At 63.9% G+C, this 25,165-nt stretch carries 19 protein-coding genes; 9 read left to right on the forward strand and 10 right to left on the reverse strand.

The window, feature by feature from the left end; all coding sequences use genetic code 11:
• Nucleotides 1–183 precede the first annotated feature (183 nt).
• The 9 genes from rpsA (at nt 184) to VFB05_RS19150 (ending at nt 9,275) form a co-directional block, all read left to right on the forward strand.
• The gene (rpsA, locus tag VFB05_RS19110; RefSeq protein ID WP_325014906.1) at nt 184–1,887 is read left to right on the forward strand and encodes a 30S ribosomal protein S1; all 1,704 of its coding nucleotides are present in this window, start codon (nt 184–186) and stop codon (nt 1,885–1,887) included.
• Nucleotides 1,888–2,221: 334 nt separating this feature from the next.
• A complete protein-coding gene (gene sppA / locus VFB05_RS19115; protein ID WP_325014908.1) occupies nt 2,222–3,202 on the forward strand; it encodes a signal peptide peptidase SppA in 981 nt (326 codons plus the stop codon).
• A 171-nt stretch (nt 3,203–3,373) separates the two neighbouring features.
• Nucleotides 3,374–3,679: an integration host factor subunit beta gene (locus tag VFB05_RS19120; RefSeq protein WP_325014910.1), complete on the forward strand. Its 306-nt coding sequence runs from the start codon at nt 3,374–3,376 to the stop codon at nt 3,677–3,679.
• Nucleotides 3,680–3,736: 57 nt separating this feature from the next.
• Entirely contained in the window at nt 3,737–4,120 is a 384-nt protein-coding gene (locus tag VFB05_RS19125; RefSeq protein ID WP_325014912.1) for a lipopolysaccharide assembly protein LapA domain-containing protein, read from the forward strand.
• A gap of 83 nt (nt 4,121–4,203) precedes the next feature.
• Nucleotides 4,204–4,863, forward strand: a complete 660-nt coding sequence (locus tag VFB05_RS19130; RefSeq protein WP_325014914.1) for a phosphoribosylanthranilate isomerase — start codon at nt 4,204–4,206, stop codon at nt 4,861–4,863.
• Nucleotides 4,860–6,080 carry a tryptophan synthase subunit beta gene (gene trpB / locus VFB05_RS19135; RefSeq protein WP_325014916.1) on the forward strand — a complete coding sequence of 407 codons (1,221 nt, stop codon included), beginning with the start codon at nt 4,860–4,862 and terminating at the stop codon, nt 6,078–6,080. The genes VFB05_RS19130 and trpB overlap by 4 nt, the downstream gene beginning before the upstream one ends.
• Nucleotides 6,077–6,901, forward strand: coding sequence for a tryptophan synthase subunit alpha (gene trpA / locus VFB05_RS19140; RefSeq protein ID WP_325014918.1), 825 nt, complete (start codon nt 6,077–6,079; stop codon nt 6,899–6,901). The genes trpB and trpA overlap by 4 nt, the downstream gene beginning before the upstream one ends.
• Nucleotides 6,902–7,002: 101 nt before the next feature.
• On the forward strand, nt 7,003–7,944 hold the full coding sequence (accD, locus tag VFB05_RS19145) for an acetyl-CoA carboxylase, carboxyltransferase subunit beta (protein ID WP_414643217.1): 942 nt from the start codon (nt 7,003–7,005) through the stop codon (nt 7,942–7,944).
• Nucleotides 7,945–8,030: 86 nt separating this feature from the next.
• Nucleotides 8,031–9,275 (forward strand): folylpolyglutamate synthase/dihydrofolate synthase family protein, encoded by a 1,245-nt coding sequence (locus tag VFB05_RS19150; RefSeq protein WP_325014998.1) that lies wholly within the window; start codon nt 8,031–8,033, stop codon nt 9,273–9,275.
• Between the two features lie 48 nt (nt 9,276–9,323).
• On the opposite strand, the gene VFB05_RS19155 is transcribed toward VFB05_RS19150, so the two are convergent.
• The 10 genes from VFB05_RS19155 to coaBC all read right to left on the reverse strand — a co-directional run bounded on the left by VFB05_RS19155 (nt 9,324) and on the right by coaBC (nt 25,135).
• A complete protein-coding gene (locus VFB05_RS19155) occupies nt 9,324–10,055 on the reverse strand; it encodes a hypothetical protein (protein ID WP_325014920.1) in 732 nt (243 codons plus the stop codon).
• Nucleotides 10,056–10,339: 284 nt separating this feature from the next.
• Nucleotides 10,340–10,660 carry a thioredoxin gene (trxA, locus tag VFB05_RS19160; protein ID WP_325014922.1) on the reverse strand — a complete coding sequence of 107 codons (321 nt, stop codon included), beginning with the start codon at nt 10,658–10,660 and terminating at the stop codon, nt 10,340–10,342.
• Between the two features lie 101 nt (nt 10,661–10,761).
• Complete coding sequence (gene addA / locus VFB05_RS19165) at nt 10,762–14,244, reverse strand: double-strand break repair helicase AddA (RefSeq protein WP_325014924.1); 3,483 nt, start codon at nt 14,242–14,244, stop codon at nt 10,762–10,764.
• Entirely contained in the window at nt 14,238–17,381 is a 3,144-nt protein-coding gene (gene addB, locus VFB05_RS19170) for a double-strand break repair protein AddB (RefSeq protein ID WP_325014926.1), read from the reverse strand. Before addB ends, addA begins: the two co-directional genes overlap by 7 nt.
• A gap of 172 nt (nt 17,382–17,553) precedes the next feature.
• Nucleotides 17,554–18,276, reverse strand: a complete 723-nt coding sequence (locus tag VFB05_RS19175; RefSeq protein WP_325014928.1) for a nucleotidyltransferase family protein — start codon at nt 18,274–18,276, stop codon at nt 17,554–17,556.
• Nucleotides 18,277–18,600: 324 nt separating this feature from the next.
• Nucleotides 18,601–18,906, reverse strand: a complete 306-nt coding sequence (locus VFB05_RS19180) for a PilZ domain-containing protein (protein ID WP_414643218.1) — start codon at nt 18,904–18,906, stop codon at nt 18,601–18,603.
• 127 nt (nt 18,907–19,033) lie between these two features.
• Nucleotides 19,034–20,557 (reverse strand): tRNA (adenosine(37)-N6)-threonylcarbamoyltransferase complex ATPase subunit type 1 TsaE, encoded by a 1,524-nt coding sequence (gene tsaE / locus VFB05_RS19185; RefSeq protein ID WP_325014932.1) that lies wholly within the window; start codon nt 20,555–20,557, stop codon nt 19,034–19,036.
• On the reverse strand, nt 20,554–23,064 hold the full coding sequence (locus VFB05_RS19190; RefSeq protein WP_325014934.1) for a sensor histidine kinase: 2,511 nt from the start codon (nt 23,062–23,064) through the stop codon (nt 20,554–20,556). The genes tsaE and VFB05_RS19190 overlap by 4 nt, the downstream gene beginning before the upstream one ends.
• A 200-nt stretch (nt 23,065–23,264) precedes the next feature.
• Entirely contained in the window at nt 23,265–23,723 is a 459-nt protein-coding gene (gene dut / locus VFB05_RS19195; RefSeq protein WP_325014936.1) for a dUTP diphosphatase, read from the reverse strand.
• Nucleotides 23,720–25,135 carry a bifunctional phosphopantothenoylcysteine decarboxylase/phosphopantothenate--cysteine ligase CoaBC gene (gene coaBC / locus VFB05_RS19200; protein WP_325014938.1) on the reverse strand — a complete coding sequence of 472 codons (1,416 nt, stop codon included), beginning with the start codon at nt 25,133–25,135 and terminating at the stop codon, nt 23,720–23,722. The genes dut and coaBC overlap by 4 nt, the downstream gene beginning before the upstream one ends.
• Nucleotides 25,136–25,165: the final 30 nt, after the last annotated feature.

Raw genomic sequence — 25,165 nt, forward strand, 5'->3', positions numbered from 1 at the left:
GAACAGAATATTCGAGACCATTCGTCTCCGGACAGCTCAACGCTTTGAACGTGCAGGCCAACAGCCGGCCCGCTCTCGCAATCGATTGCGAGGCGGTCGTCAGAGTTTGCGGAACCCTGACCTTGCTCGTCCGACGCGTCCCTTAACCCGAACGGCCGGCAATTGTCCGCATCTGGAGATCAAATGGCTTCGACTGCTGCTTCTTATAATCCGACCCGCGACGATTTCGCCGCCATGCTCGATGAGTCCTTTGCGGGCGGCAACCTTCAGGAAAGCTCTGTCATCAAGGGCAAGGTTGTTGCGATCGAAAAGGACATGGCCGTCATCGACGTCGGCCTGAAGACCGAAGGCCGCGTGGCGCTGCGTGAGTTCGCCGGGCCCGGCCGTGAAAGCGACCTCAAGGTCGGCGATGAGGTCGAAGTGTTTCTCGACCGGATCGAGAATGCGCTCGGCGAAGCCGTGCTGTCGCGCGACAAGGCGCGCCGCGAAGAAAGCTGGGGCAAGCTCGAGAAGGCGTTCCAGAACAACGAAAAGGTCAGTGGCGTCATCTTCAACCAGGTCAAGGGCGGCTTCACCGTCGACCTCGACGGTGCCGTTGCCTTCCTGCCGCGCTCGCAGGTCGATATCCGTCCGATCCGCGACGTTGCGCCGCTGATGAACAATTCGCAGCCGTTCCAGATCCTCAAGATGGATCGCCGCCGCGGCAACATCGTGGTGTCGCGCCGCACGGTTCTGGAAGAGACCCGCGCCGAGCAGCGCCAGGAACTGGTGCAGAACCTCGAAGAGGGTCAGGTGATCGACGGCGTCGTCAAGAACATCACCGATTACGGTGCGTTCGTCGACCTCGGCGGCATCGACGGCCTGCTGCACGTCACCGATATCGCGTGGCGCCGTGTCAACCATCCGACCGAGGTGCTCACCATCGGCCAGACGGTGAAGGTCAAGATCATCAAGATCAACCACGAGACCCACCGCATCTCGCTCGGCATGAAGCAGCTGCTCGACGATCCGTGGCAAGGCATCGAGGCGAAGTATCCGCTCAATGCGCGCTTCCACGGCCGGGTCACCAACATCACCGACTACGGTGCGTTCGTCGAGCTCGAGCCGGGCATCGAAGGCCTGATCCACGTCTCCGAAATGTCGTGGACCAAGAAGAATATGCATCCCGGCAAGATCGTTTCCACCTCGCAGGAAGTCGAGTTGCAGGTGCTCGAGGTCGATTCGGTCAAGCGCCGCATCTCGCTTGGTCTCAAGCAGACCATGCGCAATCCCTGGGAAGTGTTCGTCGAGAAATTCCCGGTCGGCTCGACCGTCGAGGGCGAAGTCAAGAACAAGACCGAGTTCGGCCTGTTCCTCGGCCTCGAAGGCGACGTCGACGGCATGGTCCATCTCTCCGACCTCGACTGGAAGCTTCCGGGCGAGCAGGTGATCGACAACTTCAAGAAGGGCGACATGGTCAAGGCCGTGGTGCTCGACGTCGATGTCGAAAAGGAACGCATCTCGCTTGGCGTCAAGCAGCTCGAAGGCGATCCCTTCGCCGAGCCGGGCGACGTCAAGAAGGGCGCGGTCGTCACTTGCGAAGTGCTCGAGGTGAAGGAAGGCGGCATCGACGTGAAGATCGTCGGCACCGACTTCACGACCTTCATCAAGCGTTCCGAACTGGCGCGTGACCGCAACGACCAGCGCTCTGATCGCTTTGCCGTCGGTGAAAAGGTCGATGCACGTGTGATCCAGTTCGACAAGAAGGCCCGCAAGGTGCAGGTGTCGATCAAGGCGCTGGAAGTCGCCGAAGAAAAGGAAGCCATCGCGCAGTATGGTTCCTCCGATTCGGGCGCGACGCTTGGCGACATCCTCGGCACCGCGCTCAAGCAGCGGACCGACAAGTAAGTTTTCTTGGCCTAACCGCCGAGAAGGCCCCGGTTTCGACCGGGGCTTTTTGTTTGCGAGCGTCGTCCCGCCTTCTTCCCCTCTCCCCTTGTGGGAGAGGGTGACTTCGCGGAACGCGAAGTCGGGTGAGGGGTTGCGTCACTGGAAAAGAACCCCTCATCCGGCTCACGCCTTCGGCGCTCGCCACCTTCTCCCGCAAGGGGAGAAGGAAGAAAACGACACGTCTTGTTTTCTTCAAATTGCGACGCAATTGATGTAATCAGGGCGCGGGATTTTAAGGGTATGCAGCAAAGACCGCATATCCGTTCGAGACAGGTTGGCCGGGAGAATTTCGATGTCGCTTGATTCCGATGTCATCGTCGATCGCCGCAGGATCCGGCGCAAGCTGACGTTCTGGCGCGTTACCGCGGCGTTGATCGCGATTGCGGCCATCCTCGCCATCGGCCTGATCGCAGCACCGGGCGGCCGCGGCGGATTGACGACGTCAGGCTCGATTGCCCGCATCAATATCGAAGGCCTGATCCGCAGCGACCAGGAACGGGTCGAGGCGCTGGAGCAGCTTGAGAAGTCGCAGACCGCTGCCGTCATCGTGCATATCAATTCGCCCGGCGGCACCACCGCCGGGTCTGAACAGCTTTATGATTCGCTCACCCGGCTGAAGGCCAAGAAGCCGCTGGTCGCCGTGGTCGATGGGCTAGGTGCTTCGGGCGCGTACATCACCGCGATTGCGGCCGACCACATCATTGCCCAGCAAAGCTCGCTGGTGGGGTCGATCGGCGTGCTGTTCCAGTTTCCGAATTTCACGGAGCTGCTCAAGACCGTCGGCGTCAAGGTCGAGGAAGTGAAGTCGTCGCCGCTCAAGGCCGCGCCGAATGGTTATGAGCCGACCAGTCCGGAGGCGCGGGCGGCGCTGGATTCGCTGGTGAAGGATTCCTATGCCTGGTTTCGCGGTCTCGTGAAGGAACGGCGCGGCATGGACGACGGGCAGCTCGAAAAGGTTGCCGACGGGCGCGTGTTCACCGGCCGCCAGGCGGTGGACCTCAAATTGATCGATCAGTTGGGCGATGAGAAAACGGCGATCGCCTGGCTGGTGGCGCAAAAAGGCGTCAAGGCGGACCTGCCGGTGCGCGACTACAAGCTCACGCCGCGCTTTGGCGACCTGACTTTCCTGCGGACGGCAGCTGCCGTCACGTTCGATGCGCTCGGTTTGAGCGCGGTTGCGCGGCGGATCGAGCAAACCGGGGTGGCGCAGGCCGCCGACCGCCTCGGTCTCCAGGGCATGCTCGCGCTCTGGCAACCGGCCGGGTCAAATTGAACCGCATAACGGCTTTTTCGCACTGCGGTTGCCGGGTGCAGGCGCTGTCACAATACGGCATCACCCCCGCTGTCACGTGATTTCGCCCGTGCCAGAACTCATTTAGCGTCTTGACAGTTCAACGTATTTTCACGGAAATGCGGTCGGTATGTTCCCCGGGTCCTCGTCTCGATGATCAAATCCGAACTCGTTCAGCGCATCGCCGAACACAACCCGCACCTCTATCAGCGGGATGTGGAGAACATTGTTAACGCTATTCTCGACGAAATCGTCGCAGCCCTGGCGCGTGGCGACCGGGTCGAGTTGCGCGGTTTTGGCGCATTCTCGGTCAAGCATCGACCGGCGCGGGCAGGGCGCAATCCGCGCACCGGCGCGCATGTTCCGGTCGATCAGAAGAGCGTGCCGTTCTTCAAGACCGGCAAGGAAATGCGCGAACGGCTCAACCGCGACAGCGGGGGAACGGACGCCGGAGCGTAAAGCCGGTCCGTTCTTGTCGATCCGACTTCCTATCTACGCGATCAGCGAGCGAGGATCATGCGCAAGTTCTTCAACGCGGCAGTTTTGATTCCGCTCGGCGTGATCTTCGTCGTCTTCGCGGTGGCCAATCGTCACGACGTCACGGTCTCTTTCGACCCCTTCAATTCGCACGATTCGGCACTCAACCTGACGCTGCCGCTGTTCGTGGTCATCATCGGGGTGGCGATCCTGGGGGTCGTGGCCGGCGGGTCCGCGACCTGGTTCGGCCAGCGCCGCTGGCGCCGCGCCGCGCGGCAGCATGAAGCCGATGCCCGCGAGACACGCAGCCAATTGGACAACTTGCGCGCCACCATGGCTGCCTCGCAGCGGCGGGATTCGGGCCTTCCGGCAGCCCTCTCGCAGGATACATATCGGCGAGACAAGCAGGGCGCGACGTTGTAGAAGGCGCGCCAAGCGCCCTTGTCGGGAGCCTGCCTCGCGGCTCCCCTTAACCATTGCCCTTGTAACCACCACCTTTGAGACCGATGTCCCTGATCGTCAAAATTTGCGGCCTGTCCACGCGCGAGACGCTCGACGTCGCGCTGGATGCGGCCGCGGACATGGTGGGATTCGTGTTCTTTCCGCCGTCGCCGCGTCATCTCGAACTTGATGCGGCGCGCGACCTCGGCGAGGCCGTGAAGGGACGCGCCGCGAAGGTCGCGCTCACGGTCGACGCTGATGATGCGACGCTCGCTGGCATCGTCGAAGCGCTGAAGCCCGACCTTTTGCAACTGCATGGCCACGAGACCCCGGTACGGCTTGATGACATCAAGCGAAAGTTCGGCTTGCCGGTCATGAAGGCGCTTGCTGTCGAAACCGCGGCCGATCTCGCCGTCCTGCCGGGCTATCGCGACGTTGCCGATCGCATCCTGTTTGACGCCCGGCCGCCAAAAGAGGCGACGCGTCCCGGCGGCCTCGGGGCCGCGTTCGACTGGCACCTGCTGGAGAACCTTGATCTTGCTTTGCCGTTCATGGTGTCAGGGGGACTTCACGCCGGCAATGTCGCGGAAGCGGTTCGCCTGACGGGTGCGGGCGGCGTCGATGTGTCCTCGGGCGTCGAACGCGCACCGGGCATCAAGGACAGTGAGATGATCCGCGCCTTCATTCGCGCGGCGCGCACAACCGAAGAATTGATGGTTCGATGAACAACAAGCCACCTCCCAATTCCTTCCGGAGCGGTCCCGACGAGCACGGGCATTTCGGCATTTTCGGCGGCCGCTTCGTCGCCGAAACGCTGATGCCGCTGATCCTCGATCTCGAAAAGGCCTATGCCGAGGCCAAGGCCGATCCGGCCTTCCACGCTGAGATGAGCGGCCATTTGAAGCACTATGTCGGCCGGCCGTCGCCGCTCTATTTCGCCGAGCGGCTGACCGAGCACCTCGGCGGCGCGAAAATCTATCTCAAGCGCGAGGAGCTCAACCACACCGGCTCCCACAAGGTCAACAACGTGCTCGGCCAGATCATGGTGGCGCGGCGCATGGGCAAGAAGCGCATCATCGCCGAAACCGGCGCCGGCCAGCACGGAGTCGCCACGGCAACGCTGTGTGCGCGCTTCGGCCTTGAATGCGTCGTCTATATGGGCGCCGTCGACGTCGCGCGGCAGCAGCCGAACGTGATCCGCATGGAGATGCTCGGCGCCAAGGTGGTCCCGGTGCAGTCGGGCACGCGCACGCTGAAGGACGCGATGAACGAGGCGCTGCGCGATTGGGTCACCAACGTGCACAACACGTTTTACTGCATCGGTACGGTGGCAGGCCCGCATCCCTATCCGATGATGGTGCGCGACTTCCAGTCGGTGATCGGCGAAGAGACCCGCACGCAGATGCAGGAGGCGGAAGGCCGCCTGCCGGATTCGCTTGTCGCCTGCATCGGTGGCGGCTCCAACGCGATGGGCCTGTTCCATCCGTTCCTCGATGATCCCTCGGTCGAGATCTTCGGCGTCGAAGCCGCCGGCCATGGTTTGACCCAGCTGCATGCGGCTTCGATCGCCGGCGGCCGGCCCGGCGTGCTGCACGGCAACCGCACGTATCTCTTGATGGACGACGACGGCCAGATCCAGGACGCGCATTCGATTTCGGCCGGCCTTGATTATCCCGGCATCGGACCGGAGCATTCCTGGCTGCATGAAATCGGCCGGGTCAAATATCTGTCGGCGACCGATGACGAAGCGCTCGCCGCGTTCCAGTTGCTGTCGCGGCTGGAAGGCATCATTCCCGCGCTCGAACCCGCGCACGCGATTGCCAAGGTAACGGAGCTCGCGCCGCAGCGGGGCAAGGATCATCTGATGGTGGTCAATCTCTCCGGCCGTGGCGACAAGGACGTGCCGCAGGTCGGCGACATCCTGCGAGGGAAGACGAAGTGACCACCCGTATCGATGCGCGGTTTGCGCAACTGAAAAAGGAAAACCGTTCGGCCTTCGTCACCTATGTGATGGCGGGCGATCCCGATCCCGCAACCGCGCTCGAGGTTGTCAAGGCGCTGCCGAAGGCAGGCGCTGACGTCATCGAACTCGGCATACCCTTCACCGATCCGATGGCGGACGGGCCGTCGATCCAGGCGGCGGGCTTGCGTGCGCTGAAAGCCGGCATGACGCTCAAGAAGACGCTGGCGCTGGTCCGCGAATTCCGCAAAGGCGATGACGCCACGCCGCTGGTGCTGATGGGCTACTACAATCCGATCTATATTTACGGCGTCGACACGTTTTTGAGCGACGCGAAGTCCGCCGGCGTCGATGGCTTGATCGTCGTCGATCTGCCGCCCGAAGAGGATTCGGAACTTTGCGTGCCGGCGTTGAAAGCCGGTTTGAACTTCATCCGCCTCGCAACGCCGACCACCGACGACAAACGGCTGCCGGCCGTGCTCGCCAACACTTCCGGCTTTGTCTATTACGTCTCGGTCACCGGGATCACCGGCAGCGCCAGCGCCGATTCAAAAGTTGTGGGCGAGGCCGTTTCCCGCATCAAGCGGCACACCGCCTTGCCGGTCTGCGTCGGGTTCGGCATCCGCACGCCGGAGGCCGCGCGCGCCATTGCGGCCGATGCGGATGGCGCGGTGGTCGGCACGGCGCTGGTTGATGCCCTGCGCGGCAGTCTCGATTCGGACGGCAAAGCCACGGCGAAAACCGTCGGCGCGGTGGCTGATCTGGCGACCGCGCTGGCGGCCGGCGTCAGGGCTGCGAAATAGACCGTAATAATTTTTCGTAGAGCAAGCTTGCAGCTTCGCTTGCCGGGTTCTGCCGGGAAGGCCATATATTCGGGATTGATGCAGGCAATTCGGAGACAACCATGAATTGGCTCACCAACGTCGTCCGGCCGAAGATCCGCAACATCCTGCGCCGCGAAACGCCGGAGAATTTGTGGATCAAGTGTCCGGATTCAGGACAGCTCGTGTTCTACAAGGACGTCGAGGCCAATCAGTTCGTCATTCCCGGCTCGAACTATCACATGCGCATGGGCGCGGTCGCCCGGCTGAAGTCGATCTTCGACAACGAGACCTGGTTTGACGTGGCGCTGCCCGAGGTGCCGGCCGATCCTCTGAAATTCCGCGACGAGCGCAAGTATGCCGATCGCGTCAGGGATGCGCGCACCCGCACCGGGCTCAACGACGCGGTCAAGGTCGGTTACGGCAAGCTTGAAGGCGCGGCCGTCGTGGTCGCGGTGCAGGATTTCGATTTCATGGGCGGCTCACTCGGGATGGCCGCGGGCGAGGCCATCGTGCGCGGGCTCGAACTCGCAGTCGAAAAGAAATCGCCGTTCATCGTGTTCGCGGCGTCCGGCGGCGCGCGCATGCAGGAAGGCATTCTGTCGCTGATGCAGATGCCGCGCACGACCGTTGCCATCCAGATGCTGCGCGAAGCAAAGCTGCCCTACATCGTCGTCCTGACCAATCCGACCACCGGCGGCGTTACGGCGTCTTACGCGATGCTGGGCGACGTGCAGATCGCCGAGCCCGGCGCCCTGATCGGTTTTGCCGGCGCGCGCGTGATCGAACAGACCATTCGCGAAAAATTGCCGGAGGGTTTCCAGCGCGCCGAATATCTGAAGGACCACGGCATGGTCGACATGGTCGTGCATCGTCACGAGTTGCGTCCGACGCTGGCGCGACTGTGCCGGATTCTGACCAAATCGCCGGGGCTCGGAACCGCGGCGAAGCCAGCCACGCCCGTCGCGACACCCGCGACGATTCCCTCGGCGGCCGAGATGGCGCCCGCCGCGCCGTCCGCGTGAGCGATTCTTCGCCGGTGCCGCGCGGCGATCTGATCGCGCGGCTTTCACAGTTGCATCCGAGGCGCATCGACCTTGGTCTCGAGCGGATGCAGCGCCTGCTGGAACGGCTCGATCATCCCGAACGCAGGCTGCCGCCGGTCATCCATGTCGCCGGCACCAACGGCAAGGGATCGACGGTCGCCTATCTGCGGGCGATCCTGGAGGCGTCGGGCTATCGCGTCCACGCGTTCACCTCGCCATATCTCGTGCGGCTCAACGAATGCTACCGGCTGGGCCGCGTCGGCGGCGGCGTGCTCGTTGACGACGTGGAGCTAAACGCCGCATTCGACGCTTGCGAATCCGCCAATGCCGGCGAGCCGATCACTCTCTTTGAAATCGAGACCGCTGCTGCATTCGACCTGTTCGCGCGCCATCCGGCGGATGCGGTGCTGCTCGAAGTGGGCCTTGGCGGAAGGCTGGATGCAACCAATGTGATCGGGCGGCCTGCGGCCTGCGTGATTTCATCAGTCGGCATCGACCATATCGAATTTCTCGGCCCCACACTGCGATCGATCGCGGCGGAGAAGGCCGGGATCATCAAGCGCGGCGTGCCGGTGATTTGCGCGCATCAGGAGGACGACGCGCTCGATGAGATCGAGAATAGCGCGAGGCGTCAACGCGCGCCGCTGCATCGCGCAGGGCAGGAGTGGCATGTCAGCGTCGAGCGGGGACGTCTGGTCTATCAGGACGATCGCGGCCTGCTGGATCTGGCTGCGCCGCGACTTTTCGGCCGCCATCAGTTCGACAATGCAGGCCTTGCCGTTGCGACATTGCGCGCGATCGACGCTTTTCGGATCGAGCCTTCCGCCTATGAAGCGGGTGTTGCCAATGCGGATTGGCCGGCGCGGATGCAGCGCCTCGCGGCCGGCCCACTGGTGGACCTGGGGCCCGCCGGCGGCGAGATCTGGCTTGATGGCGGCCACAACGCCGAAGGCGGTCGCGTCGCAGCCGCCGCGCTCGGCGATCTCGAAGAGCGGGTGTCGCGCCCGCTCGTGGTCATTGTCGGCATGATGGCGAACAAGGATGCGGCTGGCTTTCTCGCCAATTTCGCCGGTCTCACCCGCCACATCATTGCGGTCACGATCCCCGGACGTGACGGCGCCATGCCGGCCCATCGCCTGATGGACGCGGCGCGGGTGTTCGGCATGCGCGTCGAAAATGCTGTCAGCGTCGAGGCTGCCCTGCAGGCGGTCGCACAGCTCGCCTACGAAACGCCGCCGCGAATTCTGATTACGGGATCGCTGTATTTGGCGGGCCACGTGCTTGCGGCCAACGGCATGGAGCCGCGGTAGTGCAGTGGACGGCAGGCGACCGCTGCTGCGGTCACCTGCCAAGCTTCGTTACTCTGCCCCACGTTCCACGGATGTCGGCCAGGATTCGGTCCGGCGCGTGACGGAGGGCTCCATGAAGCCCATCACCATGGCGCTGAGCGAACTCCCGGTCAGCAGAACGGTCGCTCCGAGAACCAGCAGGCCCACGAGCGCCAGGACGGTCGCGTTGGCCGTTCCGGCCACTGCGAGGATGCCGAGCACGCCGGCAGCGAGGCCGGCGAGACACTGGATAACCGCGGAGCCGGCCGCTGCTTCGCTCGCAAGGATCTCGCCGCTCGAGACCGTTTGCACGGCGCTCATCCGATGAGAGACCTGTTTCCATCGGTACAGATGCCAGACCGAGTTGCTGTTCAGCAGCAGCCCGCCACCGAAGGCAATGACCGCGACCGAAATCAGCGTCTGTGCATCGATGCCAAGCAGCGCGAGCACGCCGAGCACGATGCCGGCGATTCCGACGAGGAACAGCGCCGTCAGGCCGCCGCCGCTTCCAGTCTCCTCGCTGATCATGGACGCGCCGACTGGAGAACTCATTCGCGTGTACTCGGTGAGCATGGTTCCACCCTGAATCAGCAGGGCGACGCCAAATACGATCGTCGCAATGCCGGCGAGCGTCAGGTCGTGAATGCCGGACAAGGCGATGATCGCCAGAACGATTGTGGCGATGCCGCCGATGGCATCGACCAGACCTCCATAGGTTGCAGCCTCCTGGAGGGTATTTTCCGAGGTGGTAATCGTTGACATGAGGAAACCTCCTTCTTCTGAGGTGCGCGCCGATGTCAGGTGATGGAAGGGGAACGCTCAGGCTGGATTGTTCGTAAGTCTGGTGGCGGACCGCGCTTCCTGCCCCACAGTCTGATCGTGCGCGCCTGAACAATAAACGGAAGACCTGCCTCGGACGTTCCCGGGATGCGGCGATTTTGCGCTGTCGCGGCGGAACAAATCCAATCCGCCGGGAACGAAAACAACGCTCAAAACAAAACGGCCGGCTTGCGCCGGCCGTCACAATCGATTTCGTCAGCGAAAGATCAAACCGCAGCGGTGATCCACTGCTGAAGCTTTGCCTTCGGCGCGGCGCCAACCTGGCGGGAGGCCATCTCGCCGCCCTTGAAGATCATCAGCGTCGGGATCGACATCACGCCGTACTTCGACGCCGTCTTCGGGCTCTCATCGACGTTCAACTTGACGATCTTGACCTTGTCACCCATCGCGCCGGCGATCTCGTCGAGCGCGGGTGCGATCATGCGGCAGGGGCCGCACCATTCAGCCCAGAAATCGACCACGACCGGGCCTTGCGCCTTGAGCACTTCGGCGTCGAAATCAGTGTCGGAAACCTTGCCAACGGCCATTGTACTACCTCGTTCAGTTCGGGACGGATGCGGCGCTCGGGAGAATCGCCGCCAAAGATCATGGGTGGAAACTATGAACGCGCCCTTGCCGGGTCAAGCTTTCATGGACCTCGCACCATGGATGCCAGTTCGGCGTCCAGCGCGGGAGATAAAATCTCCATCAATTCAGTGCTTTCGGTCCAAAGTAATGCTGTCCGGATGGCCCGCTGGGGATAAAGTTTTCCAAGTAATGCACGATAAAGTGCGAGCTGGCGGACATAGGCGGCAGGCGCATCGGTGGCCGTTTTCGGCGGGCTCTGGTTGGTCTTAAAATCGACGATGAGCACCTCGCTTTCAGTCACCACCAGGCGGTCGATTTGCCCGGAGATGAGCACGTCCGCAGCGCCGACCTGTTCGAGCCGGCCCACGATCGGCACTTCGGCGCGGCTTCCCGCTGCGAAGACGGCCGCAAAGCGTCCATCACCGATCAGCTCAAGGACTTTGGCGGCGAGCGCCTCGCGCTCGCTATCGGTCCAGTCGCCGGCATTGCGGTGAAGGAAATTCAGCGCCGCGTCGCGCCGCCGCTCGGCCGCAACGTCAGGCAGGGATTGCAGCAGCCGGTGCACCAGCGTGCCGCGTTGCAGGGCGCGCGTTCGCTGGGCAAGCGCTTCGCTTGACTTGAGACGCCTCGTCTTGTCGCCGCCCGCATCTGACGGTCGCAGCAGATTCGAACCTGTCGTTTGCGAGGGCAGCGGCGCGCGCAACCAGGATGGCAATGTCGATGGCGCGTTTGCGGTGTCCGAAACCGCGCGGCCGGTCTCGGCACCGTCGCCGGGGCGCGTATAGCGCCGGATCGCGCCGTCGTCGGTTTCGAGGATGTCTTCCTGAAGGCCGGAGGCAGCCAGCCCCTTGTCGGCCAGATCGTACCAGCAGTAGGTGCGGACGCCCTTCATGTTGCCCGGCTGGATGCCGGCGACAATCAGCCGGTCGGCGGCGCGCGTCATCGCCACATAAAGCAGCCGGCGATACTCGTCCTCGGTGTCGGCGAGCATCGCTTGCCTCGCCGCCGCGACAGGCGCGGGATCGTCGGCCTTCTTGCCAGCCCAAACCACGACTTTCTTGCCGCTGCCGTCCGGCAACTGGATCAGCCGCAACCGCTGCGTATCCGACGGCGACGACGTCGTGTCGACCATGATGACGACGGGGGCTTCGAGGCCCTTGGCGCCATGCACGGTCATCACGCGGACTTCGTCGCGCGAGATTTCCATGTCGCGCTTCACTTCAGTGTCGGCCGAGCGCAGCCAGGCCATGAATCCCTGGAGCGACGCAGGCGCCTTACGCTCGTAGTTCAGTGCGAGTTCAAGGAATTCGTCGAGCGCATCGTTCGCTTCCTGGCCGAGCCGGCGCAAAATGCGCTGCCTGCCGCCGTCACCCCCCAATAGCCACGCATAGAAGGCAAACGGGGTTTCACGCGCAACACGACCTTCGCATTCTTCCAGCCGCTTGAGCGCGTCGGCGAATTTCGAATTTGCCGCTGCATGCCGCGACAGCGCCTCGCGCAACGAACCCTTGCGCTCCCAGGCGAGCGCAAACAGATCGTCATCGTCGAGGCCGAACAGCGGGCTCTTCAAGGCCACCGCGAGCGCCAGATCGTCCTGCGGCAACAACAGCGCGTCCGCGAGGTTCATCAGATCGATGATCGCGATGTGATCGGTCAGTTTCAGCCGGTCGGCGCCGGCGACGGGAATGCTTGCATGCTTCAACGCCTGGATCACGGCATCGAAGAGATTGCCGCGACGGCGCACCAGGATCAGCACGTCGCCATAGCTGAGCGGCCGCCGCGCGCCTTTGGGGCCCGTCATGGCGCCGCTTGCCACCAGCCGCTTGATCTCGGCCTGGATGCGCCTCGAAAGTTTGACCTCGGGGCTCGTCACCGACACGCCGTCGAACGGCGCGCGCCAGCCTTCGATGTCCTTGCGGTCGTCGGCTTCCACCAGCGGCCATAGCTCGATCAGGCTGGGGCCTGCGTCGTCGAGCGAAAGATGCGGCGGCATGCCGTCACGATCGGTGGTGATGCTCTGGTAGACCTCGGGCGAGGCGAAGGCGCTTTCCACCGCGCGCAACACCCCGGCGCCGGACCGGAACGAGTAGGTGAAAGAGATCGATTCGAAGTCGAGGCCGGCCGCCTTGAAGCGCGAGGAAAAGCGCTGCCGGCGCTCGGCGAACTCGCGGGGCGCGGCGCCCTGGAACGAAAAGATCGACTGCTTTTCGTCGCCGACCGCAAATACCGTGCGCGTGACGCCGTCTCGCGCGCCATGTCCGGCGGCAAATTCGGAAATGATGTGTTCGACGATGTCCCATTGCCGCGGGCTCGTATCCTGCGCCTCGTCGATCAGGACATGGTCGACGCCGCGGTCGAGCTTGTAATGCACCCAGCCGGCCGAAACCTTGTTCAGCATGAGAAGCGTCTTGTCGATCAGGTCGTCATAGTCGAGCAGCCCGCGTTCTTCCTTCTCGCGCCGGTAGTTCGCCGCCGCGGCGATCGCGATATGCAGCAGCGCCTCGGTGCGATCGCGCGTGATCACGGCCCGCCGTTTTTCAATCAGCGACGTGAGGCGCACGATCTCGTTGTCGAACAGGCGCGCGATCGACGGATTGTCGCGCGTGAAAGCCTTGGTCAGGACCGCCGCCCGCGGCGACTTCTCGTCGGTGAGAAAAACCGAGAGATATTCGTCCACCTGTTCGCTCCCGGTTGAGGCGAGCGATGCGCGCAATTGGTCGGCCTGCTTCTTGTCCTGCTTGCTGCTGGCGTCGAGCGCGTCCGCGATCTCCACCCAGCGCCGGCGCGGCAGATAAGGACCATCGACGATCTCGCGCTCGACCTCCTCGATGCTGTCGCTTGATCGCACGCCGAGCGCCGCCGACATCTCCGCGGCCGCGGCCTCCACGCTGCCCGCGGCATCGGTCCAGGCCAGGAAATGGTCGCGGCTCAAACAAGCTTCACGAACGACGTCCTTGAAGGTGACGTCGGCGGCATTCGCCATCGCGGTTCGAAGCGCACGTCCAAGGGCGCTGTCAGGCGCACGCGCAGCCTCCAGGAAGACCCTGAGATTGGCGCGCTCCATCATGTCGGTCTGGTCGCGCTCGTCGAGCACGGCAAAACGCGCGGGCACGTTGGCCTCGAACGGGAACTGCTGCAGAAGCCGCGTGCACAAAGCGTGGATGGTTTGCACCTTCAATCCGCCGGGTGTCTCCAGCGCGCGGGCAAACAGCTCGCGCGCGACCTTGCGCAGTTTTGCGTTGGGATTGGGAAGGCCGGCGTCACGGATCGCATCGTCAAGCGCGTCGTTATCGAGTGTTACCCAGTGGCCAAGCGTGGTGAACACGCGCTCGGCCATGTTGGCAGCGGCGGCCTTGGTGAAGGTGATGCACAGGATCTTCTCGGGCGGCACACCGGACAGCAGCAGCCGGATCACGCGCTGCACCAGCACGTGGGTCTTGCCGGAACCTGCATTGGCCGAGACGAACGACGACGAAGCCGGGTTCGACGCGCTGGCCTGCTTGTCGCGGACCGCCGGGGGAATCGTGCGCAATGCCTTCACCATTCGGGAAGCCCCAGGCCGCCGGCCGCCGACCATTCCTTGATGCGCGCGAGATCGTCGTAAGCGCCGTAGCGGTTGGTCCACATCGGCAGGTTCAGCGAACGATAGGGCTCGGCCTCGTTTTCGAATTTGCGGATGAGCGCTGTGAGCTGGGCCAGCGCGTAGTCGGCGGCGGCGTCGGGCGATTGCGGCGTCTCGTTGTTTTTGATTTTCAGTTCCAGCGCCTTGTGCTCACCCGGCGGATTGTTGCCGCTGATCCTGACATAGGCGAGTTCGCCGACGGACGAGCCTGCATCGATACCTTCAAAACCTCCCTCGCGCAGGATCGCCGCTTCCAGCGTAAGCTGCGGCGACAGTCCCATTCGCACCTGTTTTCCGGTAGGCGGAGCGCCGGTCTTGTAGTCGAGAATGACGAAGTCGCCATTGGCGCGGCGCTCGATGCGGTCGGCCCGCGCGGAAAGAACGAAGATGCGCCCATCGTCGAGGGCAATCGGGATTTCGCCCTTGATCTCGGCCTCGATTGCCACGAGGTTGCCGCGACGGGCCGCCTCCCATTCGGAAAACCATCGGATGATGCGCTGAAAGCGCGGCCACCACAGCGCGCGCGCCTCGGGCCGCTCCATCAGCGGCGCAAAATGCGTGAGGCCGATCTCGCGCAGTTTTTGGATGGGATCCGCCGGCAAATCCCTGGCGAAGTTTTTCGTGAATTCGCCGATTGAATTGTGGATCGCCGAACCGCGATCGGCGGCCGACAGGGGCATGTCGACCGGATCGAGCGCCTCGAGCTTGAGGATATGCTTGGCATAGATCGTATAGGGATCGCGCAGCCAGTCCTCGATCGCGGTGACCGACAGTTTCAGCGGCCGCGTCGCGCGCGGCGGCGTCGGCGCCGGCTGTTCGACCGGCTTCACCTCGTCCGGGGCATCGAGCGCGAGTGCGAAATCGACATACCGCTTGCCGGCCTGCTTGGCGGCTTCCCATCGCGCTTCGCCGGCGACGGCTTCCAGCCGATGCAGGAAGCGCGAGGCGACCGCGGGCGCGCCGCCTGACTTGGCGGCGTGGCTGAGGATCACGTCCTCGGCGCCAAGCAGCTGCGCGAAGTCGTGGGCGGAGAGGCCGATGCGCCGCTCCGGCAGATCGAGACCGAGTTCGTGCCGCATCGGCCGGCTCAGCCATGGGTCGGTGCGCGGCGCCGGCGGCCAAACGCCCTCGATCAGTCCGCCGGCGATGACGCGGTCGGTCTGCATCAATCGCGATTCCAAAGGACCGTAGATGTGAAGCGTCGCGCCCGGTTTCTCCGGCCGTCGCACCGCGCGATCGGCAAACGCGGTCTGCAACACCTCGGCGTAGTCGGGCAGCGCCACCAGCAGGCCGCTTTTCCGCTCGCCAGCGAGCAGTTCGTCAAAGGCGGATGCGAGCGCAAGGCCCTCCTGCGCCTCGAAGGCCATCGCAACGCCGTCGTCACCTTCCGAGAGCGCGATCAGCACCTCGCGATGGCGGGCCGCGATCTCCGCCAGATCATAAGGCCGCGTCGGGATGAGGCTTTCCATCGGTGCCAGCGTCGTATGCAACGCTTCGATCAATGCTTGTGCCGAAGCGAGCTTCGAATCCCTGAGGTGCGTGCGCTTCTCAGATCCATGCAGCAACGAGACGTCCTTGCGGCGGAACTTCGCGAGTTCATCGCGAAAGCGGGCAAAGTCCTGTGCCAGACCTTTTGTGCCGGGTTGCGGGCGCGTTCCGCGCAAGAGCGCGAGCTCAAGCGTCTCGATCGCACGACGATGCGCGTCCGGCGCAGCACCAAGCCGGCACAGAGGATGTTTGAGCAGCGCCAGCACCGTCGGCGGTTCGAGCCCCCTGCTGGTCGCTTCCGCGACAAGACGCGCGAAGACGCCGGCTGGTGTTTCGATCAGCGCATCGCCGCCGGAATCATCGAAGTCGAGATTCCAGCGCGCCAGCGCCGCCATCACACGCCGCGCCAAAGCGCGGTCCGGCGTCACCAGTGCGGCAGACTTCTGCAAATGAGCGGCCTCGCGCATCGCAATCGCGATCGAGAGCGCCTCCATCTCCGGATTGGGCGCCTCGATCACGGCGAGGTTCTTCATGCCGTTTACGATGTGCTGCGCGATCTCGGGCCTGCCCAGGCGATCGTGCCACTCGGCCGTCGCATTGGACGGCCGCATTGCTTCCGATAGCAGCACCTCACGGCCGAACGCCGCGGGTGCGAGAGTTTCGACATCGCCGCGGTGGATTCCAAAACGCTCGAGCAGCGCATGCATGGCATATTGCGGATGGCTCGAGCACGGATGTTCTGCCAGTTGGCCCCGGTCGTTGCGCTCGCCGCCGATGCTTTGCCACGAGTTCTCGTCGAGGTCGGTGTCCAGTCCCGGCAGAACAACCGCGCCTTGCGGCAATCGCGCAATCACGTGCAGGAACTTGGCGGTCGCCGGCATCGATCCGGTCGAACCCGCCGCGATCACGGGGCCGGCGTGATGAGCCGCGAGGCGCTTGGCTTCGGCATCGATCAGGCGATCCCGCCGCGCAGCCGGCTCCATCCGGCCGATCTCCGCCAGATAGGCCGGCCACGCCTCGCGCGCGATCCGCAGGAAATCGAGCGAGTAGCGCCAGTATTCGTCGAGACCGTCAGGCACGAGGGTGTCGAGCGCGTCCCACGCAACGCCACGCGTCACCATATCGTCCATCAGCCGCGCGAGATCGCCGGCCAGTGCGAGTGTCGAAGCCGGACCCCCGATCACAAGCGGCGCGGTGACGGAGGTCTTCGCCCAGGCGGCGACCAGTTTTGCCAGCGTCAGCCGGCGTTCCAGCTCGCCGAGTTTCGGCGGCAGCTCCAGCGCGGTCGTGCCGCCATAGGAATCATCTTCCTCGGCGAAGGCCAACTCGTCTTCGTCGATATCGCCGAGTGCGACGATCCGGGGCAGCAGCACGGCCTGTGCGCCGAGTTCTTCGAGGAAGACTTCGCGCACCAGGCGCCCGGCGCGGCGGGTGGGTAAATAGAGTGTCGCCTCTGCCAGCCGTTCGGGGCGCGTGCGCGCTTCAAAACCTTCGACCAGGCGGCCGTCAATAAGCGCTGCAACGACGGCGCGCAGGAACGGCACGGAGGAGGGAACGCTGAGGACGCGCATGGACCGCCTGATTCGAGATCAGGGGGAATATAGAGATTCTGGGTTGGTCATGCGCGGGCTTGACCCGCGCATCCATCGTAAAAAATTGTTTGAAGAGTGATGGGTTGCCGGGTCGTAGGCGAGTGGAAGCGACGCCGTTCTTCGAACGGCTATGCCCGGCACTGACAACCCGTTACGCCACGCTTTCCAGAAAGGCCTCTTCGGCAGCTCCAACGGCATCCGGCGTTCCGACATGCATCCAGCTGCCGTCGAGCCTTAAGCCAAACAGCCGCTCCTGCTCGTTGGCGGCGTCGAACATCTTGGTCAGCGAAAATTCGCCGCTCGGCGCGCCGGCAAAGATCGTGGGCGACATGATCGCGACGCCCGCATAGACGAACGGAACCACTTGATGCTCTTTTTTCTTGCGCAACGCCCCATCGGGCAGCATCGCGTAATCGCCGTTGCCTTCATATCCGGTTGAGCCGGCGGTCGGCGCCATCAATAGCAGGATGTCCATCCGCGCGGGGTCGAACGCTTCGGCAAGCCGCGCCAGGTTCGGCCGCACGCCGTCGATCCACAGCGTATCGGCGTTGAGGTGAAAGAACGGCGCATCGCCGAGGAGCGGCAGCGCCTTGAAGACGCCGCCTCCGGTGCCGAGCACCAGGTTGCGCTCGTCCGAAATGATCACGCGAGGCCGCTTGCGGCTTCTGACATGCTCGATGATCTGGTCCGGCAGATAATGAACGTTGACGACCGCTTCACTGACGCCGGCGTCGCCGAGCTTGTCGAGCACGTGATCAAGCAGCGGACGGCCCGCCACCGACACCAGCGGCTTCGGCATCCGGTCCGTCAGGGGGCGCATCCGCACGCCGAGACCGGCGGCGAGGACCATGGCTTTGTCGGGCTTGACGGGCATTACGGAGGGTTCTCGAACTCTTGGTTCCCGAGGGGGCAGCCCTGGAGGAGCAAATCAGGATGGCGGGGAATCATACCATGGCGATTCGGGCGGGACACTGGCTAGTGGAGTGGATTTGACATTCGCTAACTTCCTAGCCGCGAACTCGTAATGCGAATGTCAAATCCTAAACTCCACTAGAAACTCACATTTTTGAGTGGTCCCATGATTCTAACATTCGCAAAAGTGCCCGCTGCGAAGGGATGCGAATGTTAGAATCGGACCACTCGCCGACCGCCATAATCGCCCGATATGACGGCGATAAGACGAACCCCGGCGACGAATTCAGGCTTCAGCGGGGCGGCGCCCCTTTTTCCTCTTGTCGCCGGTCTTGAGAAAATTGACTCCGATCTGGTCGCCATTGACCCAGGCAAGTTCGCATCGGCGATAGGCAAGCCCCGTCGACGACAGCAGCAAAAAGAATTCCTTCAAGTGCAATCCCTCGACCGAGCCCTCGATTGTCAGCTTGGCCCCGGTCTCGGAAACGTCTTCCATGACGCAATCGCGGCGCCACGTGCCGTCGATGCCCATCATGTGCGCGTTAAATCCGCGCTCGAACGTGACACGCTCACCTCTGCGTCGCTCTGTCACTGACATGGTCTCCGCCCTTGAGCAGCACGGCCCTGCCGAAATGAACAGGATCATCATCGCATGCAGGGATACCCGGCAGATTAGACGCCAGATGGCTAATATCCGGTAAATTACCGGCGCAATCCCATCAGCTTTGGGGCGGCGGCACGTGGGCCTCGTACCAGCCGCGCAGGCGCGCCATTACCGGATGCGCCAGCGAACGCGTCAGATAGGTCCAGATCCGGGGCTGATGGCGCAGATATTGCGGCTTGCCGTCGCGCCGGTTGAGGCGAGCGAAGGTGCCGAGCAGGCGCGTGTTGCGCTGCGCCGACATGATGGCGTAGCTCTCGGCAAATCCGGCCGGATCGAAGGCGTTGTCGGACGCGTGCCGCGCCTTGATGTAGCGCGTCAACAACGCCAGCTCGAGCTGTTCGGGCACGTCGATCCGCGCGTCCTGCAAGAGCGAGACAAGGTCGTAGGCGGCCGGTCCCAGCACCGCGTCCTGAAAATCGATGATGCCGACTTTTTGAACCCCCGATCGCTCGGCGAGCCAGATCAGGTTCGGCGAATGAAAATCACGCAGCACCCATGTCTTTGGTAGCGCATCCGTCTTGCCGAGCAGCTCGCGCCACTGCCTCACGAATTCGTCGCGCGCATGGTCGGGCGGCGACGCGCCGCAATCCGGCAGATACCATTCGATCATCAGGCCGATCTCGACCAGCATCGCCTCGATGTCAAAATCAGGAATAGGGTAGGCGAGTGCCGGTGCAAGCAACAAAGCGCCGGGAAGTGGTTCGCGATGCAGTGCCGCGAGCGTGTCGGTAGCGGCCTCGTAGCGCTCGGTGACTGGGCCCGGCGGCTCGCCTTCGACAAAACTTTCGCGGCCGAAATCTTCTGTGATCAGGAAACCGGCATCGAGATCGGCGTGATGTATAGCCGGCGCTGAAAGGCCGCGCTCGCGCAGGCCTTTATCGATGGCGACAAACGGCTTGACGTCTTCGGCGAGATGCACCGCCGCGCTGTACGACTTGCCGTCGTAGATCGCTGGTCCGTCGGGCCGGCGCGGCGAGTTCATCAGGATGACGGCTTGATCATCCTGATAGAGCCGCGCGTAAGAGCGTGTCGAGGCGTCGCCCGGCATGCGCTGGCGTTTCGCGTCGATAAAGCCGGCGCCGGTCAGGAATTGCCGCAGGCCGTCCAGCCGCGCGACCTGGGCGGCCGCCTTGCCATGGCCTGTGATCTCGGCGGCGCGCGCCGTCGATCCCAGCGCCGGGCGATGGCTGAGTGCAATATCGATCCGGTCGGCCGGCATCGCGTCAGACGCGCGCTCCGGCCACTCGATCAATGCCACAACGCCTTCCGGCAGAGGCGACAGCCCGATCTCTTCCAGCTCGCTCGCATCGTTGATGCGATAGAGATCGGCATGGATCAGCGAGAAAGCCGGCAGGTCGTAGCTCTGCGCCAGCGTGAAGGTCGGGCTCGGAACTTCGATGGTCGGGTCGTCGGCGAGATAACGGATCAACGCGCGGGCAGCCGAGGTCTTGCCGGCGCCGAGATCGCCCGACAGCGTGATGACGTCGCCCGCGCCGACGAGAAGCGCCAGGTCGGCAATCAGATTTGCGGTTGCGGTTTCGTTCGCCAACGCAACGACGAATGAGCAAGGATTCGTCATTCCGCGGCGTTGCGATGCGCCGCCTGGTCGATTGGGAAATCACAGGTCACGGTCGTCCCCTTGCCGATGACCGAGTCGACACGCACGCGGCCTCCGTGCAGTTCGACGAAGGATTTCACGAGCGGCAGGCCGAGTCCAGCGCCGCGGTGGCGCGATCCGTTGGAGTGACTCTCGAACCAGTCGAACACCTTGTCCTTGACCTCCGGTGGAATGCCCGGGCCGCGATCGGTCACGGCAAAAACCACGTGATGATCGGTGCGGCGGGCGCTCAGCGTGATCGCCGAATCTTGCGGCGAAAATCCGACCGCATTGGCCAGCAGATTGTACAGCACCTGCACGACGCGTCCGCCATCCGCGACAAAACTTCCGATATTCGGATCGACCTCTATCTTGAGCTCGATATGATTGTGGGCGAGCCGGTCCTGGATGCCCTCGGCGGCATTTTCGATCGCCTTGCGGATATCCACCGGACCGATTTCGAGCGTCATGGCGCCGGCGTCGATGCTGGCGAGATCGAGAATATTGTTGATCAGGGCGAACAGCGAATTGGTCGAGGCCGTGATGTAATTGAGATACTCGGCCTGCTTGGGCATCAACGGCCCGGTGGTCGGATCGTTCAGCAGATGCGCAAATCCGATGATGGTGGTCAGCGGCGAGCGCAGCTCGTAGGACACGTGGTGGACGAAATCCACCTTCATCTGGTCGGCGGTCTCCAGCGCCTCGTTGCGCTCGCGCAGCGCGCGTTCGACATTCTCGGTGTCGGTGATGTCCTGGAAGGTCAGCATGGTGGCGCCGTCGGGCAGCGGCATGGTCATGCAGTCGAGCACGCTGCCATCCTTGCGCTCCAGCTTCAGCGGCACTGCGACGCGGTTGCCGATCCGCGTCACCGCCTCGCGGATGACGCGCCATGTCTGGGCATCGTCGAACAGCGGCTTGCACCAGGTCTCGACCGTGTCGATGTGCGGCTCTTCGCCGAGCGCCTCGGCCGAGAGCTTCCACATCGTCGCGAAAGCGGGATTGAACAGTTGGGCGCGGCCGTTGGAGCCGAACACGGCGACCGCTTCGGCGAGATTGTCCAGCGTTTCGCGCTGGACACGGATCAGGCCGTCGAACCGCCGTGCGAGGTCGAGGCTCTCGGTGACATCGTCGAACAGGTAGGTGACGCCGCCTTCCGGGTTGGGCGTGGTGACGACGCTGAGCGCCCGGCCGTCGGGCAGATACCACGTGTCTTTTTCGGCCTCGACCGCACGGTAAGCCTCGTGCAGCTTGACTTTCCATGCGCGGAAATCCGGCTGCTCCGGCAATTTGCGCGCGGCGCGCAGCCGGTCGAGCACGCTCGAATCGTCGGGATTGCTGTCGAGGAAGACGCGGTCGAGGCCCCAGAGCCGGCGATAGCTGTCGTTGTAGAACGCAAGCCGCCGCCGGCCGTCGAAGACGGCAACCCCCGACGACAGTTGATCGAGTGTGCGGCGATGGCCTTCCATCATGCGCGCCAGCGAATCGGAGAGCGCGTTGGCTTCCGAGACGTCGACCGCCATGCCGACGTTGCTGCCGCCGATATTAAGGGCCTGCACGTCATAGAAGCGGCGCTCTCCGGCGACAACGACCGGCAGCCGCGCTGAATAGGTCGCCGCCTCGCTCAGCGCGCGCTCCATATCGGCGCGATCGCCGCTATCGAGCAGCTCGACCTTGCGTTCGATGGCGTCCTGGATGTTGGCGGCGTCCGCGGCCCTGGCGTAGGCCTCGTTGGCATATTGCAGACCGCCGTCGGCGCGTTTGGCCCAGATCGGCCAGGGCACTGCCTGCGCAAAGCCGCGCAGCATTTCGGTTTCCTGCAACAGCGCCTTCAGGCGGTGATTGGTCTCGGCCAGTTCCCGCCGCACGCTGGACAACTCGCGGATCCGCACCACCGCCTGGCCGCCGATGGCGCGGCCGAGCACTTCGACGGGGGTGCCGTTCGACGCGGTCAGGTTGAGCCAAAATCCCTCGCCGTTTTCGCGCAAGGAGTCGATGGCATGATCCATCTGCAGCGCCGCTCCCGGCGCAAGCCAGGTCCCGAACGCCAGAATGCGATGCGCGGACTCCTGGCCGGTCAACGACGAGACGTCGCCGCTGACTTCGGGGCGATCTTCGCCCGCAGGCCAGGCGATCAAGACCTGAGGCTCGGCAAACAGCAGCGCGCGATAGCGGTCGGCCTCGCTCTGCAAGCCCTGAATTTCGCCGCGCAGCCCGGTTTCGATCCGCGCGGCGCGAAGGCGTGTTCGCATCAGAAGGATGGCGGCGACCACCGAAAAGCCGAGCAGCGACAGCGCCGTCGTCAGCACGGCGAATTCCTGATGGTTGACGCCGAGGAAATGCAGCAACGGCAAGTCAGCCGCATAGGCTGGCTGGGCCAAGCCCAGGCCGATGGTGCCAAAGACAGTTCCCTGGGCTGCTGCCCGTCCGCCGTGTGCGAGAAAGGTGCACGACAGCAAGGTCCGGCGCATCGCCGCGACTACGCCCGACATGAATACCCCAATCCGCACGACATCAAGCCCGGCGAATTCCCCCCGCCGTGCGCGAATCAAGCGACAATATCGCCAACCGGACTCGGCGGGTAAGAGTCCATTTCGTGAACGTGAATCGTGCCAGCAAAAAATGGGGGATTAGGTCACCGTCCGAACATTTCTTTTAGGCAAATGCAGCCGGACTTTTACCGACTGACGGATTATCGGCCGGTCGAGCCAAAACCGCCGCTACCGCGCGCGGTGGGAGATAGCGTCTCAACCGGCACAAGCTCCGCCTGGACTACCGCCGCGATCACCATCTGCGCGATGCGTTCGCCGCGCCGGATCGTGAACGGCACATCGCCGTGATTGATCAGGGGCACGCCGATTTCGCCGCGATAGTCGGCATCGACAGTTCCCGGCGCGTTCAGCACGGTGACGCCGTGTTTTGCCGCAAGTCCTGAGCGCGGCCGCACCTGCGCCTCGAAGCCCGGCGGCAGCGCGATCGCAAGGCCGGTCGGAACCAGCGCATATTTTCCCGGCGCCAGGACAACAGGCGCGCCTTCCGGCACCGCGGCGAGCAAATCGAGGCCGGCGGCCAGCGCGCTCTGATACGCCGGCAGAGCGAGACCGATTCCGTTCGGCAATAGCTTGACTTCAACTTTGACGGCACTGCTCACGATGGCTGGCTCACGGTTTTGGCGACATGCACGATCAATGCGGCCGCGACTTCTTCCTTGGTCATGACGGGCCAGGAATCGACTTCGATAGTATCGCCGTGGCGGGTCAGCAAGTGGACCGTGTTGCGATCGCCGCCCATCACGCCGGTGGCCGGCGAGACGTCGTTGGCAACGATCCAGTCGCAGCCCTTGCGGGCGAGTTTCGTTTTGGCGTTCTCGATCAGGTGCTCGGTCTCGGCGGCAAATCCGATCACCAGCGGCGGCCGTCCATCTTTCCGGTGCGAGATCGTCGCCAGAATATCCGGATTTTCGACCAGCTGAAGCGGCGGCATGCCCGAGGCTGTTTTCTTCAATTTCTGCTCATCTTCATGAGCGACGCGCCAGTCGGCCACCGCTGCGGCAAAGATGGCGATGTCGACAGGGAGCGTGGCTTCCACCTGTTTCAGCATGTCGCGCGCCGATTCGACATGGATCGCCTTGACGTCAAAGGGATCGTCGAGGTCCACGGGGCCGGAAATCAAGGTCACATCGGCGCCTGCGGCCTGCGCGGCCGACGCGATCGCGAAGCCTTGCTTGCCGGAAGAGCGGTTGGCGATGTAGCGCACGGGATCGATCGGCTCATGCGTGGGACCTGCCGTGATCAGGATGCGCTTGCCGGCCAGAGGCCTCGGCTGCGGCGGGCGCAACAGCCGTTCAACCGCGGCCGCGATTTCCAACGGCTCCGCCATCCGCCCCATACCCGCTTCACCCGCTTCGGCCATTTCGCCGGCATTGGGCCCGACCATAACGATGCCGTCGCGGGCAAGCGTTGCGACATTGCGCTTGGTGGCGGCATTGTTCCACATCAGCGGATTCATCGCCGGCGCGAGCAAGATCGGGACGCCGGCTGCGAGCAGAATGGCGCTGGCGAGATCGTCGGCCGCACCGTGCGCCATCTTGGCCATCAAGTCCGCGGTCGCCGGCGCCACCACGATCAGGTCGGCCTCGCGCGCAAGTCTGATGTGGCCGGCATCGAACTCGCTGCCGGGATCGAACAGGTCCGTGTAGCAGCGCTCATGCGAGAGGGCGCTGGCGGCGAGCGGTGTGACGAAGTGCTGCGCGGCTTTCGTCAGCACGCAGCGGACCTCGATATGCCGCTCCTTCAGCCGGCGGATCAGGTCGAGCGACTTGTAGGCCGCGATCCCGCCGCCAATGATTAATGTGACGCGCGCCCCCTCAGTATTGGCGCGAGGCGATGGGCTTGCGCTCGCGGCACGCAAGGCGGCCTGAGAGGCGACGGGGTGGCTCTCCAGCGAGGCCTCCCGCAGGATGACCCGAACCTCATCCTCGACTGAACGGCCGCTGCGGGCGGCCCGCAGCCTAAGTGCGTCGCGGATGGCATCGTCCAGTTTGCGGATGGTCAGGCTGGCCATCGCCGCCTCCATTCAGCGGGAGATTGATAG

The organism is Bradyrhizobium sp. (genome assembly GCF_035652035.1).
In the GTDB taxonomy this organism is placed as follows: domain Bacteria; phylum Pseudomonadota; class Alphaproteobacteria; order Rhizobiales; family Xanthobacteraceae; genus Bradyrhizobium.

What these genes read in the sequence shown, in the direction of transcription:
- VFB05_RS19155 (WP_325014920.1), bottom strand. Translation starts at nt 10,055, where the DNA reads ATGTCAACGATTACCACCTCGGAAAATACCCTCCAGGAGGCTGCAACC.
- addA (WP_325014924.1), bottom strand. Translation starts at nt 14,244, where the DNA reads ATGGTGAAGGCATTGCGCACGATTCCCCCGGCGGTCCGCGACAAGCAG.
- accD (WP_414643217.1), top strand. Translation starts at nt 7,003, where the DNA reads ATGAATTGGCTCACCAACGTCGTCCGGCCGAAGATCCGCAACATCCTG.
- VFB05_RS19190 (WP_325014934.1), bottom strand. Translation starts at nt 23,064, where the DNA reads ATGTCGGGCGTAGTCGCGGCGATGCGCCGGACCTTGCTGTCGTGCACC.
- sppA (WP_325014908.1), top strand. Translation starts at nt 2,222, where the DNA reads ATGTCGCTTGATTCCGATGTCATCGTCGATCGCCGCAGGATCCGGCGC.
- rpsA (WP_325014906.1), top strand. Translation starts at nt 184, where the DNA reads ATGGCTTCGACTGCTGCTTCTTATAATCCGACCCGCGACGATTTCGCC.
- addB (WP_325014926.1), bottom strand. Translation starts at nt 17,381, where the DNA reads ATGCGCGTCCTCAGCGTTCCCTCCTCCGTGCCGTTCCTGCGCGCCGTC.
- VFB05_RS19150 (WP_325014998.1), top strand. Translation starts at nt 8,031, where the DNA reads ATGCAGCGCCTGCTGGAACGGCTCGATCATCCCGAACGCAGGCTGCCG.
- VFB05_RS19125 (WP_325014912.1), top strand. Translation starts at nt 3,737, where the DNA reads ATGCGCAAGTTCTTCAACGCGGCAGTTTTGATTCCGCTCGGCGTGATC.
- trxA (WP_325014922.1), bottom strand. Translation starts at nt 10,660, where the DNA reads ATGGCCGTTGGCAAGGTTTCCGACACTGATTTCGACGCCGAAGTGCTC.
- tsaE (WP_325014932.1), bottom strand. Translation starts at nt 20,557, where the DNA reads ATGACGAATCCTTGCTCATTCGTCGTTGCGTTGGCGAACGAAACCGCA.
- trpB (WP_325014916.1), top strand. Translation starts at nt 4,860, where the DNA reads ATGAACAACAAGCCACCTCCCAATTCCTTCCGGAGCGGTCCCGACGAG.
- VFB05_RS19175 (WP_325014928.1), bottom strand. Translation starts at nt 18,276, where the DNA reads ATGCCCGTCAAGCCCGACAAAGCCATGGTCCTCGCCGCCGGTCTCGGC.
- coaBC (WP_325014938.1), bottom strand. Translation starts at nt 25,135, where the DNA reads ATGGCCAGCCTGACCATCCGCAAACTGGACGATGCCATCCGCGACGCA.
- VFB05_RS19130 (WP_325014914.1), top strand. Translation starts at nt 4,204, where the DNA reads ATGTCCCTGATCGTCAAAATTTGCGGCCTGTCCACGCGCGAGACGCTC.
- VFB05_RS19120 (WP_325014910.1), top strand. Translation starts at nt 3,374, where the DNA reads ATGATCAAATCCGAACTCGTTCAGCGCATCGCCGAACACAACCCGCAC.